The organism is Granulosicoccus sp. 3-233, assembly GCF_052681095.1.
In genome coordinates this window covers 253,344-267,650 of sequence record NZ_JBQYLE010000001.1, presented here as the reverse complement: position 1 = coordinate 267,650, position 14,307 = coordinate 253,344, and the positions used below count along the sequence as shown (strand labels likewise).

Here is a 14,307-nt window from a genome sequence, read left to right as displayed (position 1 = left end):
ACGGCAGAGATCAGTACATGGAGACGTATGTTATCAGGCATGATAGTAAAGCTGACCGTTACAGTGCTACGCAGCAGTATATCGTTCGAATATTCGACCCGGTGAATTGGCTCCACACCGCCTCATCGCCTGTCGCGCAACGCAGCTTATCGGCGAGACCGTCGCAAGTTGCGCATCAGTACTCAGCCATCAGCACTACACTCTGCCATGGCACTGGTGAAGGCCGTCAGCAGATCTCGACGTGAAAACGGCTTCTGCAGCATGATGACGCCCTCATCCAGCCTCCCCTGATGAATGATGGCATTTTCGGTATAACCCGACATGTAGACTACTGCAGCCTCTGGGTAGATCTCCTGCAAGCCTGACACGACATCCGGCCCCTTCATGCCATTGGGCAGAATGACATCGCAGAGAATGAGGTCGATACAAGGTATTCCAAGCGCCATCGCGAACACCGTGTCGCCATCCGGCGCACCATGTACGACGGCCCCCATCTGCTGCAACTGCGTCGTGAAGGTCTCGCGAAGCTCTGTGCTGTCTTCCACCAGGAACACCTGCAAACCCTCCAGGCTCGCAGCCGAGCGTCCCACCAGTGTTGAACGCGCTGCCTCCTGAGACCCGTTCATGCGTGGTAGATAAAGCTTTACCGTTGTGCCGCGACCAGGCTCGGAATAGATCTTCAGATGCCCGCCAGACTGCTTTGCAAACCCGAAAGCCATCGGCAACCCAAGGCCGGTCCCCCTGCCAACATCCTTGGTCGTGAAGAAGGGCTCCAGTGCCTGGCTGATCGTGGCCTCACTCATGCCAACACCGGTATCACTGATGGCAATGCAGACATATTGTCCCGGCTCAACCTCTTCATGCAGATCAGCGTAATGCCTGTCCAGTCTTGCATTTCCAGCCTCGATGGTCAGCTTGCCCCCGTCTGGCATGGCATCACGTGCATTGATGATCAGATTGAGGATTGCTGCTTCCAGCTGCGTCGGATCGACCTCGGCACGCCATAGCCCGCCATCTGTCACGAAGTCCAGATCCACGCTTTCACCCACCGAGGTGCGCAAGAGCGGCAGAGATTTTCGAATCATTCTTGCAATATCCAGCACCTCGGGACGCAGTGGTTGCTTGCGGGCGAACGCCAGCAGTTGCTGGGTCAACTCGGCACCCAGATTTACAGCGTGTTGCGAGGTGTGCAGATAATCGATAGCCAGCGGGTCATCCACGATGTCTTCCAGCAGTTCCAGATTACCGGATATCACTGCCAGGATATTGTTGAAGTCATGTGCCACCCCGCCCGTCAGATTGCCGATTGCCTTGACTTTCTGCGCCTGGATCAGTGTGGCCTGCAAGTGATGCAGCTCGGTCACATCCTGAGCCACGGTCAGGATTCGCGTTGCCTGCCCCTCCCCGTTGGGAGAAATACTGAACAATTGCCTGACATATCGGTACTCACCGGCAGCTGTGGCGACTCTGAACACACCTTCGGCAGCGAGGCCTTGTCGAAGTTGCTGACGGATAGCCTCTGCCTGTTCGATATCATCAGGATGAACACGTTTGCCCACGATATCCTGCCTGATATTGAAGCGCAGCATGTCATCCACCGTCTGGCCAACGATACTGGCGAATATCTCATCGCATTCGACAATATTCTCGGTCTCGAGCTCGAACGTGGCATAGCCGATACCGGCAATCCGCGCCGCACTGAGCAAGCGACCCTCTTTCGACTCGATGACACGATCGGCCGTCAGAATCTGATCGCGCATGCCGTGAATCGCATCCACCAGACGGTCCAGCTCATCCTGTTGGTGCTTCCCGGGACTCTCTCCTCGGCCCAGATCAATCCGGAAATCCCGCCAGTCCCCAAACCAGCTGTCCAGACCATTGGCGATGGCCAGCACAGGTTCTACCAGCCCCCTGTTCAGAAGGTGCTGAATGATGAATGTCGTCGCCAATGCCGCCAGGATAGCCACAAGCAGGGTTACCGCGACGCTGAATTTCACCAGATCCCAGACACCATCGCGACTCGTTTCCAGTGTCAACCGGCCAATCTGTCGAACCGAATCGCCTGAGCGGTGCAGCAACTCGCGCGAGACCAGATAGCCATCCGGCCCCGTCTGCTCGCTGCCTGCCCAGATTTCTTCCGGGAGCCCCGCATCGATATGCGCTGACGTGATGGCTCCCAACAGGACGTACTCGTCGAGCAGAACCTGGAGCGTGTCGTAGTCCATCTGCCAGAGCAGATCCTCGAAGAGGACGGCACTGCTCTCGGACAATGTCTGAATGCGCCGTTCCAGCTGGGCGTTTCCCGCAAGATAAGTGGCGACCCCCACGACAACCACCGCTATCGCTACCAACGACAGTATCGGCAGCAGCAGACTCCGGTTCAGAGTGGATCGGATGCTCAAATCATTGTGCTCGTGCAGGCGGCAACTGGTGCTCGGTTTCGTAGCCGCGCAGTATCGTGGCCATCGTGCCATCCTCCTTCATCGCCACCAGCTCTTCCTGCAGACGCAATACCAGCTCCGCATGACGTTTGTTGAAGTGCAGATACAGATGTCGATCCAGATGAAATTCCGACACCTTCAGGCCCTGCAAACCGATTTCACTGGCGATATAGCGGCCCGGTGCGGACGGGAAGTACACCACATCCACACGATCATTGGCCAGCATCTGCATCAACAATCGAGGCGTGCGCAGCCGGGTCACATGAGGATGATCCCTGAACAATTCCTCCGGCTTGCTCCACCCTTGCAGAAAACCCAGGCGATAATCGAAGAAATCCTCAACCGATCTGATGGAGATTTCCTCTCGCGTGTAGAGTCCTGCAATATTCGTCGGCAACAGCGATTCGGGCAATGGCAGCAGATCGGGAAAATCTTCCCTCATGTCGGGAAACGGCGCGACGACCGCATCAATCACCCCCGAATCGGCGTCCGCAACGCCCCGAGGTGGTGGCGATATCACCAGTTCGAACGCGATACCACTCCGCGCGAACAGGGTGACCAGAATCCGGTCAAGGTAACCATCGCCGGCGGGCGTCATCACCGGCGGAATTCTGGAGGCTGAAACGCGTATCGACGGCGGTTCAGATTCTGTCAGCGGTTCCTGCTGCGCCCAGCAGACAACGGAAACACACGTGAGAGCCAGCAAGGCGAGCACACGGGTAAATCCAGAAGGCATGGGCACCATTTGCAACATATTTCCGGGGCTTCCAAGACAAACATCCGTTCGAGCACCGCACCTGCCTGTGAAGACAGTTCCACGCGATCATGGTAGTGGGTATCCGGTGATGATGTAAAGCGCGTCGGGGTGGCCAGGAAAGACTGGCCAGCCGTCACTCAACCGGCCCGGGTCACCCCTCAGGGAGAGCAGATTCGATGAATAACGCCGGAAGGCTTTACAGCAAAGGTGTCAACGAACATCATCGGGAGCCTTGAGGCATACGACCGATGCTGGATCAGGCCAAGGCCTGAAAATGTTCGGAATGTGCTGGAAAGAAAAAATGTGGTGGAGCTACGCGGGATCGAACCGCGGACCTCTTGCATGCCATGCAAGCGCTCTCCCAGCTGAGCTATAGCCCCTCAACGGAAGCGCAAAGTTTACGGCTTCTTTCGAGGGTCGTCAAGCATCATGCGCAAAAAAAATCGCATGACGATGCAGAGAAATCATCACGAGCAGATTGACACGCCATCACAAGCAGCCACACTACCGCCACTCATCCCCGTCCCCCTTGTCCGGGAGCCCTTGACAGTCACCATGCACCGATTCCTCACTCCCCTGCTGCTGCGCACCGGCGTGGCTCTCGCCCTGCTGTTCAGTGCCGTTGCCGTGGTCCAGGCTGCCGGCAATACTCCCGCAGCCCCTGCCAACCTGCAAGGCAGTATCACGGACGGCACCGCCTCCCTGAGCTGGGATGTCCCCGACGACGATGACGGTGTCGAGGGCTACAACATCTACATCAACAACGCCTACAGCAACACGGTCCGCACCAATCGCTTCTCCACCGTGGTGCTGCCCGATACCCTGTACTCCTTCAAGGTGGTGGCCTTCGATGCCGAGCCTCGCCGCTTCTCCGCCGCCTCCGAGGCTCTGACCCTGCCGGAATCCCTGGTACCCGATGACCTGACCATTCCGCCGTCCATTCCCACCGGGCTGACCGGTAGCGTTGACGACAGCAGCGTATCCTTGAGCTGGCAGCCTTCCACGGATGACGAAGCCGTGCTGGGCTACAACGTCTACCGGGACAACCAGTATCTGACCACCGTACGCAGTCCGCAGTACACGGGCAATAACGCTGCCGGCGAGTCGCACTCCTGGTATGTGGTCGCCATCGACATCCGTACCAATTTCTCCCCTCGTTCCGAACGCATCATCCTGCCTGATCCCGGTCCGGTCGATACCACCCTGCCACCGAGTGCCCCCACAGGGCTGAATGGTGAGGTCAGTGCCGGCGATTCCGGCGACAACGTGACCGTCACCTGGCAGGCCTCCACCGATGACCAGGCCGTGGCCGGTTACAACATCTATCGCAACCGCCAGTACATCGGAACACGATTCGGTACCACCTACACCGGTCAAGTCGAGGCCGGCAGCAGCAACCGCTTCTCGGTTGTGGCCTTCGATTTCGATGGCAATTTCTCCACCGCCTCCGAGTCACTGACACTGCCCCAGGGCAGTGAGGAAACCAACCCCGGCACACCGCCTTCCGTGCCGACAGGCCTCACGGGCGACACCACGACCGCGAACGGTCAGACGCAGGTGCAGTTGAGCTGGACCCCGTCCACCAGCAGCGTCAAGGTGGCCGGATACAACATCTACCGCAACAATGAATACCGTACCTCGGTCTTCAGCAACAGCTACAGCGATACCGTTGCTGCCGGTACCGCCTTTTCCTACAACGTCGTGGCCTTCGACTCCTTCGGCAACTTCTCGGCAAAATCAGCCCCGCTGAACCTGCTTGGCGATGCCAATCAACCGCCCTTCTTCAGCGATCTGGACGATCAGTACCTGAGCGTTGGCGAGGATTGGGAGCTGGTACTGCGCCCGGTCGATATCGATGGTGGTGCGGCGGGCATCCTGATCAGCAGCCCGCCGGAAGGTGTGCAGTTTGTCGACAACCGCAATGGCAGTCGCTCCCTGAAGTGGCGACCCACGGTCGATGACATCGGCAGCCACGACATCACCATCACCGCCTTCGATCTGCAGGACACCGACCTGCGCACCAGCCAGAGCATCCGGCTGATTGTCTCGGGCGATGAACCGCCCACGGCAGCGCCCTTCTCACTGAGTATCGCCCCGGCTGCCCATGAACTGGTCGAAGGCAGCGACACGGGTGTCAGCGTACCGCTCACTCTCAACCGTGACCCAGGCTTCGAGCAGGCCATCGATCTGAGTGTCAGCGCTGCCAGTGCCGCAGACGAGGCGGGAATCTCGACAGCCTTCGCACCGGAGACCCTGCCCATGGGTGAGACACAAAGCGCCCTGACCCTGAAGCTCGCCGTCGATACGCTACCCATCAGCGCCCAGCAGCGACGCTTCACGATCACCGCCAGTGATGGGCAGCACAGCGTCAGTGCCAGTGTCACGGTGTCCGTCAGACCCGTTGCCCGCGATGATGTCTATCTGATCATCGGTCAGAGCAATGCCGTGGGCTTCAGTGAAGAGGGGGCCAGGCAATCGGCTGCCGGCGGTCTGGACGAACCGAATCTGCGTATCCGTCAGGCCAATGTGCGCAGCAACGACAGCAAGCTCTATCCGGACAGTGCCAGTTACACGGATATCACCGCGGATTTTCACACCCCCGCTTTCGTCACGGCTCTGGACCCACTGCATGAATCGGTGGACCCCGACACTCTGTCCAAGGAAGGTACGCGTATCGGCATGTACCTGAGCTTTGCAAAGACGGCCCTGCCAGATACCTCGCGCAACATCATCCTGGTCCCTGCCGCCTGGGCCGGATCGGGATTCTGCAACACGGAATCACCTGCCGCCCACTGGAACGCGCAGCCCACGGACCAGCCGGAGCTGGGCAATACCCTGCTGTTCGACCGGGCACTGGCACGAATCAATGCAACGCTGGAGGCCAGTGGCGGTATTCTGCGCGGCATTCTCTGGCATCAGGGAGAAACCGATGCCAGGGAGGAATGTGCTCCCTTCTACGAGGAGAATCTCGGCAATCTGATCGCCGAGTTGCGAACCCGTATCGTAGCGGATGCACGCGGCGAGTCCGCACGTGGCCCGCAGGCCAATATCCCCTTCGTGCTGGGCACGATGTCACAAGGCAGTGATGAACGTGGTGATCTGTCGAAGTTCACGCCGGGCAAGCTGACGGTGAATGCCGTACATCGAAACATTGCAAGCCTGGTGCCACACAGCGAGGTCGTACTCAATGATGATCTTGTCCCCGCCAACGGCTATCCTTGTGGCGAAAGCTCTTGTGTTCACTTCGGGGCGAGCGCGCTTCGCGAGATGGGCGCACGCACCCACGACGCGCTGATTCGCGCAGCAGGTAACTGAAGGCATGTTCATACCGATGGGCACCGTGGTAGCGGTCTGCATGATCATCACCCTGGCATTCAGCAACCGGATTCCGGGGCTGAGTCTCAACCGGGTGACTCCGCCCACCGTTCTGCGCATCATTGGCGTGGTCACCGGGGCGGCCGGCTTGTGGAATGTGCTCTGGTATGGCCTGCGTCACCCGACCGAGTTCTGGGGACTGATGGCGCTGGGCTCGGGTCTGCTCATGACCCTGCTCAGCGCCCTGCTGGTTCTGCCTGCAGCGCATCAGCCAGCCTTGCTGAACCGCCTGCGACCTTATGCATTGATCGGTCTGCTGGGCTTCGCCATTACCTATGTCGTGGGCATCTACAGACTGTAGGTTCTCCGAGCCAGCCAGCATCGAGCCACAGAACCCTTCAATCGTGGCTCAGCTGCCGATGTAACGCGTCAGCTCATCGATGGTCTGCTCCTGTGCGGCGATGGTCGCCTTGACCAGGTCGCCGATGGATACGATGCCGATGAGTTGTCCCTGACCCATGACCGGCAGATGCCGTACACGATGTTCGGTCATCAGAGACATGCAATCGTCCACCGACTGATTCGGTTCAACCGGAAACATCTCGGTGGACATGACATCCCGCACCGGGGTATCCACCGACTGTCGCCCTTCCAGTATCACATTGCGTGCATAGTGTCGCTCGGTGAAGATTCCCAGCAGATTGCTGCCCTGTGTGATCAGTATGGCGCCGATGTTGCGCTCCGCCATGACACGAAGTGCGTCCAGCACGGTGGCTTCCGGTTCAATGGTGACCAGACCGCCCCTGGCCTTTGTCAGAATCTGCCCGACTGTGTGCATGATGTTCTCTCCTTGGTGGTTCATCAGGCCGCGGCAGTGAGCGCTGTAGCAGCCATACCCTAAACCTACCCACTTTGATGAGCGAATACCATCGAAATTGCGTCAGACAGAGTGACACTTGTGCCCGAATCCACATCAATGACAGTTCGACGAAGACGAAGTGCAGGCCACGACCGGCTCGCAGACACGACTCTCGCCGCCTGCAAGGGGTAACACGGTTGCGCTCTGCAGCACCCGGGACCGACGACCGGCCTGCAACAGCCGGCGCACCCCTGTGTGACCATTGACCAGGGTGATACCCAACAGCACCAGCACGGCGCCTGCGAGGAAATACGCATCCACGGACTCGTTCAGCAGCCAGATGCCGAACACCACCCCGAACAAGGGTGTCAGGAAGGTGAACACACCCAGTTGCGATGCCAGGTAGCGGCGCAGCAGCCAGAACCAGGTCAGAAAACTGGCAAACGAGACGATCAGCGACTGAAAGGCAAGGTTTCCCAACGCCAACGGTGTGAAGTCGAACTGCATCTGACCAAGAAACAGGGCCGTGCTCAGCAATACCACACAGGCCACCAGCAGCTGATACAGCAACGTATGCGTGGCCGGTGCCGCAGCCAGCGTGCTGGTGCGAATGGTCACGGTCGTCGCTCCCCAGGCAGCACCGGCCAGCAGCCCCAGAAAATCTCCCCACAACATGTTAGCGGCAGCCGCTGTCGATGTACCACCGCCCAGAAAGGCCACCACGATGCCGCAGAAGGCCAGCGCGACGCCCACCCACTGCAGTCGCTGCAGGCGTTCCTCCGGCAGCCTGCGGTGCAGACCGAGAGCCGCAAAGATGGGAGCCGAGTACAGAAACACGGCCATGTGAGAGGCACTGGTGTGTCGCAGGCCTTCGGCCACCAGCACGTATTCCAGCGAAAACAGCAGACCCACAGCAATGCCGGGTTTCCAGCGACCATCGCGCAACGACAATCGGGTACCACGCCACAGAATCAGCATCGATACCAGGCCGGCAGCGATCCCCGAGCGCAAGGCAATCTGCAGGGTCGGTGACACGTCGTCCGCAGAAGCCTTGAGTCCGACCTGCTGCATTCCCCAGATCATGCAGACGACGATCATGATGCCCATGGCTCGTTGATCAAGTATCTTGTGGCTGGACATATCGATTCTCCTGACGCTGGATGGCGGGTACAGGAAAAGTGTAGAGTGGCGAGTAATATTGATATAGCGCGTTTACGACAATCGACACGTCTGCCCCGACAGCCTGCACCGTCGTCGTCGCAGCTCACCGAACAGGATGCCCCACCATGGCTGGCCGTCATCGACCACAGATTCAGGTAGCCCCCTTCGGAGATGCCCTACCCACTCCCATCCACTTCCGCTCTGCTGCCGTGCCGGCGGATGCGACCTACCCGAACCACCAGCATTCATGGGGCGAATTCGTCTATTCGTTTCACGGTGTCATGGAACTCAAGCTGGCAGGCCAGCATTTCCTGGCGCCGCCCGATCACGGGGTGTGGCTACCACCCGATACCGAACATACCGGACTCAACCGCAAGGCGGCCCTGCATGGCTCCCTCTATCTGGATGCCGCGCTCTGTCCAGCGATGCCCGGCAAGGCCTGCGCCCTGACCGTCAGTCCGCTGATGCGTGAACTGTTGCTGAAGCTGCAACTCAATGAAGCCGCGCAGCGCAGCCATGACGAGACCCACCAGCGGCTGCTGCGGGTACTGGTTGATGAGCTGGAAGCCGCGCCCTGCGAAGGCAGCTATCTGCCCGGTTCGGATGATCCCGCACTCTCCGTGGTGCTGCGGATTCTGCAAGACAACCCGGGTGACAACCGCACACTGGCTGAACTGGCACAGGCGACCCACAGCACTGAACGCACACTGCTTCGCCGCTGCCAGCGTGATCTGGGCATCTCCTTTGCCGAATGGCGTCAACGTCTGCGCGTGGTGAATTCCCTGCCTCGTCTGAACGCAGGCGAGAAAGTCGAATCGATTGCTCTGGACCTGGGCTATGGCAGTTCGTCGGCCTTCATCGCCATGTTCCGTCGCCTGATGGGGGTCACCCCTGCCGAATTCGGCAGAGGCATCACACCCGACTGATACCTTCGCAGTCCGGCGCAGTGGTCAAGGGCATCGGATCGAGGCTAATAACCATTGCGCCGTTCACGCAACTCGGCAAAAACCGCCACTTCATCGGCATCCACCAGGCCCAGTGACTGGCGCAGAGCTGCATCATCGGTACGCAGGAAAGGGTTGGTCTCGAGTTCCATCTGCAGGGTAGTGGGCACGGTTGCCTCCTGCCGGTCACGCAGGCGGCTCACTTCCCGGGCGCGTTCCTGCAGGGCCTGGTTATCCGGATTGACATCCAGCGCAAACCGTGCATTGGTGGCGGTGTACTCGTGGGCACAGTACACGAGGGTCTCCGGCGGCAGCACCTTGAGCTTGTTGATACTGTTCAGCATCATCGCCGCGTCACCTTCGAACAGGCGGCCACACCCCATGGAGAACAGCGTATCACCGGTAAACACCAGGGCATCCTCCGGGAAGTGGAAATTGATCATGTCGGTGGTATGACCCGGCGTATGGATAGCCCGCACACGGCGTCCGGCGAAGTCGAATTCGCTACCGTCACCGACAGATTCGTCAATTCCGGCAATCGGCGACGACAGTGGCTCGGGGCCGTAAACCCGACAGCCAGTGGCGGACTTGATCGCCGCCAGTCCTGCCGTATGATCACCATGATGATGAGTGATCAGCAGATGACTCAGTGTCCAGCCATTCTGCGTCAGGGCATCGAGAGCCGCCTGCGCGTCTCCCGCGTCGATGCAGGCCGTCTGCCCGCTATCGGCATCGTGAACCAGCACGCCATAGTTGTCATGACCGTAGGGGAACTGAAAACACTGCAGTTTACTCACGAGACATTCTCCTTGGGTAGAGGACCATAACTGGCCACACTCAGGGCCAGCACTTCATCATAAACGCCCGGACAGGCCGTCACGACCCTGCCGCCCTTGTCCAGCATGTGCTGCATGTCGAAGGGCTCGATCCGGCCACCGGCCTCCTCGATGAACAGCATGGACGCCAGACAATCCCAGGCATTCATGTGCGGCTCGACATAGCCGATGAGACGACCGGCCGCGACATAGGCCAGATCCAGTGCTCCGGAACCTCCACGCCGGAACAGACCCTGACGTTCCAGCAGACCGGCCAGCAGGTCCAGTGTCAGTTTTGCAGGCACCCGGGTGCTGTGCCCCACACCCAGCGTGCCGGCATTCAGCCCGCTGGCCGAATGAACCTTCAGCCGCTTGCCATTGAGCCAGGCTCCCTGACCACGCAGGGCGCTGTAGGTTTCCCGACTGACCGGATCGCAGATGACCGAGCACACGGTCTGTCCATCGCGCACGCAGGCCAGCACGACACACCAACCGGGTGTGCCATTGACGAAATTGGTGGTGCCATCGATCGGATCGATGACCCAGGTGAAACCCGAGCTGCCCGTGACATCTCCATGCTCTTCACCCACGATGGAGTCATCCGGCCAGTGCTCACCGAGCGCCGCACGTATCAGCGTTTCCACCGACTTGTCGGCGTTGGACACCCAGTCCTGTAGCCCCTTGATCTCGATATCCAGATTATCGCGATCCTGAAACAGCTCGAGTGCTGCCTGCGCAGCGTTTGCCACTATGCGGCGGGCAAATTCCAGTCGTGCGTCGATAGCTTCCATGTTCCCTGTCTGTCGTTGTTCCGTGAAGAGTGACGATCATGCCGAGAACATGATCCCATGAGTCTGCAGACCGGATCAGCCCGCTGCCTGGCAACCGGCGGCATCGGGTGTACCCGAGACATACCGCAAGACCTCGACCACCTGCTCTGGCGTCTGCGCCCAGCCCATGGCCGCAGCGTCCACCTCCTTCAGAGGATGTATGATGTCGGCATCGTGCAGTGTGATGTACGGTTTCCCCAGAGCCGCACAGTAGCCGGCATCGAAGGCGGCGTTCCACTGCTTGTATTGACTGCCGAAGCGAATCACCGCCACATCGCATTGCTGTATCTGGGTGCGCGTGCGGATGCTGTTCACCTTGGACGACTGGTGATCGCGCCAGAAACCGGCCTCGGCCTGCCCCAGAACATCGCCTGCAGCATCGCTGGCTTCATGGTTGGTCACCGGCGAATGAAAGCTCAGCGGCAGTCCTGCCGCTTCCGACGCCTGCATGATACGCTCGCGCCAATCGGTATGGATTTCGCCAGACAGATACACTGACCAGATCTTCTTCATGTCGAGACTCCCGCTGTATTTGCTGAATGCAGATGCAATGTTATCCCGACCATATTGCACCAAGTCTTCAAATCATGCTGTCCAACCTGCAGAATTTCCTGTCACTGTCCGGCTCCGAAGTGGTCATCAGCCTGCTGGTCGTGCTGCTGGCCGGGATGGTCAGAGGCTTTGCCGGCTTCGGCATGTCGGCCCTGATCATGGCCGGACTGGCCCTGATCATTCCGCCGGTGACACTGATTCCGGTGTGTTTCATGATGGAAACCGTGGCCAGCTTCATGATGTTTCGGGGTGGGTTTCGCATGGCCGATCGCAAGGTGGTATGGGGGTTGGTCATCGGTACGGTCGTCGGCACTCCCATCGGCCTGATGGCGACCAAGGCCGTCTCGCCAGACATCTCCCGCACCATCGCTCTGGTACTGATTCTGGTGCTGGCCCTGCTGCAGCTACTGCGTAGTCCGCCGGCCATTCTGGCAACGCGCAAGGGCTTGTATGGCGCCGGCCTGACAGCCGGTATCGCCTCGGGACTTGCCAGCGTCGGCGGTATGGTCGTGGCGCTCTATGTGCTCGCCCAGCAGGCACCGGCCGCCCGCATGCGCGCCTCACTGGTCATGTATCTGGCCCTGGCCATGATGGCAACCGGTGTGTGGTTGTATCTCTCCGGCATGCTGAACATGCTGGTGCTGCAGCGCTCTCTGGTGTTCGCACCGGTTGTGATACTCGGTGTTCTGTTGGGTACCCTGTTGTTCAGGCCTTCCCTGGAACAGTTCTACAAGCGTTTCTGCCTCGCCCTGCTGATGACGGTTGCGATGAGCGGCCTGATCCGTCTGGCGGTAAGCTGAGCGACGCCTTGAAGCTCTGCGCGTCAGCTCAGCCAGATCAACAGTCCGTCGGATACCAGCTTCAGCGACACCAGAAACAGCACGATCTGCACGCCCAGAAAGAACCACTTCTCCGACAGTCGCTGCACGAAGGACTTGCCGGCGACCGTCCCGATGGCCGCGATCGGCACCAGCGCAGCGGACAACCACAGGGTCGACCCCGAGTAGGGATGTAGCGCTGAATACGGAACCACCTTGGCCAGATTGATGCAGGCAAACAGAATGGTGGTGGTGCCGGCAAATACCATCTTTGGCAGTTGTTGCGGCAGCATGAATATCTGATAAGGCGGCGCTCCGGCATGCGACACGAAACTGGTGAAACCCGACAGGGTTCCCCAGAACAGTCCGCGTGGCAACTCCACCGGCCGGGCCACGATCGTGTCTGCACGTCGCATCCAGCGAGACAGACAGAACGACACGCCCAGCACACCGATGAGGAAAGAGACCACCTGATCAGACACATGAGCAGCTGTTGCCCAGCCGACCAGGACACCGGCAATTCCGGCCGGTATCAGTATCTTCAGATTGTCCGCGCTGTACTCGCGACGATAGAGCCAGACACCGACCACATCCGACAGGATGTAGATCGGCAGCAGCAGCACCGCTGCCAGCACGGGCGATATCAGCAGTGACAGTATCGGTACAGCCAGCATGCCGATCCCCGGCAGGCCGCCTTTCGACATGCCCACCAACAGGGAGGCCAGACACAGAAGCCACAACAGAGGCTCCGCCAGAGACAGGGATGCAAGAGTAGGCATGGCCGGATTCTGCCACAATGCACCCAATCACCGCATGGCAGACAAGAACATGGGTTTACTGGTTGACGGACAATGGCAGGACAAGTGGTACGACACCGACAGTACCGGCGGTCGCTTCGAACGCAGTGAGGCGGTATTCAGGCACTGGATTACCGCAGATGGCGAAGCCGGCCCTTCCGGTGACAGTGGCTTTCGGGCCGAGGCCGGGCGATATCATCTGTATGCCAGCTACGCCTGCCCCTGGGCTCACCGGGTGCTCATCTATCGGGCGCTGAAGGGTCTGGAGTCGATGATCGATGTCTCCTTCGTACACTGGTTCATGGGTGATCGCGGCTGGAGCTTCAAGCCTGATGAGCAGAACATCGTCGCTGATCGCCTGATGAACAAGGAGTACCTGTACGAAATCTATCAGCAGGCCGATCCGCAATTCACGGGGCGTGTCACCGTGCCACTGATCTGGGACAAGCAGCAACAGACCATCGTCTCGAACGAGTCCTCGGAAATCATCCGCATGCTCAACAGCGCTTTCGATGAACTGGGTGCCGATGAGGGAGACTACTATCCTGAAGCACACCGGGAAGAGATCGATGCACTCAATGCGCGTATCTACGAGACGCTGAACAACGGTGTCTATCGCAGCGGCTTCGCCACCTCGCAGGCAGCCTACGACGAGGCTGTGGTACCGCTGTTCGACACGCTCGACTGGCTGGAATGCCGACTGTCCCGGCAACGCTTCCTCTGTGGTGATGCGCCACTCGAAGCCGACTGGCGACTCCTGCCCACCCTGTTGCGTTTCGATCTGGTCTACAACGGACACTTCAAATGCAATCTGCGGCGGCTGGTGGACTACCCGCATCTGTGGGCCTACACGCGCGATCTGTATCAATGGCCGGGCATCCGCGACACCTGCAACTTCACCCATGCCAAGCGCCACTACCTGGAGAGTCACGAGACAATCAACCCGCATCGCATCGTTCCGCTCGGTCCTGCGATAGACTTTGATGAACCCCATGGTCGCGAACAACTGACAGACTGA

Annotated in this window: 13 protein-coding genes and 1 tRNA gene; 5 read left to right on the top strand and 9 right to left on the bottom strand. The window is 59.5% G+C overall.

Going from position 1 to position 14,307, the window contains the following annotated elements; translation table 11 throughout:
• Positions 1–182 precede the first annotated feature (182 nt).
• From ACUNV4_RS01215 to ACUNV4_RS01205, 3 genes are all read right to left on the bottom strand, one after another.
• Positions 183–2,402 (bottom strand): ATP-binding protein, encoded by a 2,220-nt coding sequence (locus tag ACUNV4_RS01215; RefSeq protein WP_430876655.1) that lies wholly within the window; start codon positions 2,400–2,402, stop codon positions 183–185.
• Position 2,403: 1 nt separating this feature from the next.
• On the bottom strand, positions 2,404–3,042 hold the full coding sequence (locus ACUNV4_RS01210) for a substrate-binding periplasmic protein (RefSeq protein WP_430876654.1): 639 nt from the start codon (positions 3,040–3,042) through the stop codon (positions 2,404–2,406).
• Positions 3,043–3,502: 460 nt separating this feature from the next.
• A tRNA-Ala gene (locus ACUNV4_RS01205) sits at positions 3,503–3,578 on the bottom strand.
• Between the two features lie 67 nt (positions 3,579–3,645).
• Here ACUNV4_RS01205 and ACUNV4_RS01200 point away from each other — a divergent pair.
• Positions 3,646–6,513, top strand: coding sequence for a sialate O-acetylesterase (locus ACUNV4_RS01200; RefSeq protein WP_430876653.1), 2,868 nt, complete (start codon positions 3,646–3,648; stop codon positions 6,511–6,513).
• 4 nt (positions 6,514–6,517) lie between these two features.
• Positions 6,518–6,874: a hypothetical protein gene (locus tag ACUNV4_RS01195; protein WP_430876652.1), complete on the top strand. Its 357-nt coding sequence runs from the start codon at positions 6,518–6,520 to the stop codon at positions 6,872–6,874.
• A gap of 48 nt (positions 6,875–6,922) precedes the next feature.
• On the opposite strand, the gene ACUNV4_RS01190 is transcribed toward ACUNV4_RS01195, so the two are convergent.
• The gene (locus ACUNV4_RS01190; RefSeq protein WP_430876651.1) at positions 6,923–7,351 is read right to left on the bottom strand and encodes a CBS domain-containing protein; all 429 of its coding nucleotides are present in this window, start codon (positions 7,349–7,351) and stop codon (positions 6,923–6,925) included.
• Positions 7,352–7,486: 135 nt separating this feature from the next.
• A complete protein-coding gene (locus tag ACUNV4_RS01185; protein ID WP_430876650.1) occupies positions 7,487–8,512 on the bottom strand; it encodes a DMT family transporter in 1,026 nt (341 codons plus the stop codon).
• Positions 8,513–8,658: 146 nt separating this feature from the next.
• Here ACUNV4_RS01185 and ACUNV4_RS01180 point away from each other — a divergent pair, with 146 nt between their 5' ends.
• Positions 8,659–9,459, top strand: a complete 801-nt coding sequence (locus ACUNV4_RS01180; protein ID WP_430876649.1) for an AraC family transcriptional regulator — start codon at positions 8,659–8,661, stop codon at positions 9,457–9,459.
• A 44-nt stretch (positions 9,460–9,503) separates the two neighbouring features.
• On the opposite strand, the gene gloB is transcribed toward ACUNV4_RS01180, so the two are convergent.
• The 3 genes from gloB to ACUNV4_RS01165 form a co-directional block, all read right to left on the bottom strand.
• Entirely contained in the window at positions 9,504–10,274 is a 771-nt protein-coding gene (gloB, locus tag ACUNV4_RS01175) for a hydroxyacylglutathione hydrolase (RefSeq protein WP_430876648.1), read from the bottom strand.
• A complete protein-coding gene (locus ACUNV4_RS01170; protein ID WP_430876647.1) occupies positions 10,271–11,083 on the bottom strand; it encodes an inositol monophosphatase family protein in 813 nt (270 codons plus the stop codon). The genes gloB and ACUNV4_RS01170 overlap by 4 nt, the downstream gene beginning before the upstream one ends.
• Positions 11,084–11,158: 75 nt before the next feature.
• Positions 11,159–11,635 (bottom strand): YtoQ family protein, encoded by a 477-nt coding sequence (locus ACUNV4_RS01165; protein ID WP_430876646.1) that lies wholly within the window; start codon positions 11,633–11,635, stop codon positions 11,159–11,161.
• A 74-nt stretch (positions 11,636–11,709) separates the two neighbouring features.
• Between ACUNV4_RS01165 and ACUNV4_RS01160 the strand changes: the two genes are divergently transcribed.
• Positions 11,710–12,474, top strand: coding sequence for a TSUP family transporter (locus ACUNV4_RS01160; RefSeq protein ID WP_430876645.1), 765 nt, complete (start codon positions 11,710–11,712; stop codon positions 12,472–12,474).
• Between the two features lie 23 nt (positions 12,475–12,497).
• Here ACUNV4_RS01160 and ACUNV4_RS01155 read toward each other — a convergent pair whose 3' ends face one another.
• On the bottom strand, positions 12,498–13,271 hold the full coding sequence (locus ACUNV4_RS01155; protein WP_430876644.1) for a sulfite exporter TauE/SafE family protein: 774 nt from the start codon (positions 13,269–13,271) through the stop codon (positions 12,498–12,500).
• Positions 13,272–13,320: 49 nt separating this feature from the next.
• Here ACUNV4_RS01155 and ACUNV4_RS01150 point away from each other — a divergent pair, with 49 nt between their 5' ends.
• Positions 13,321–14,307 (top strand): glutathione S-transferase family protein, encoded by a 987-nt coding sequence (locus tag ACUNV4_RS01150; RefSeq protein ID WP_430877398.1) that lies wholly within the window; start codon positions 13,321–13,323, stop codon positions 14,305–14,307.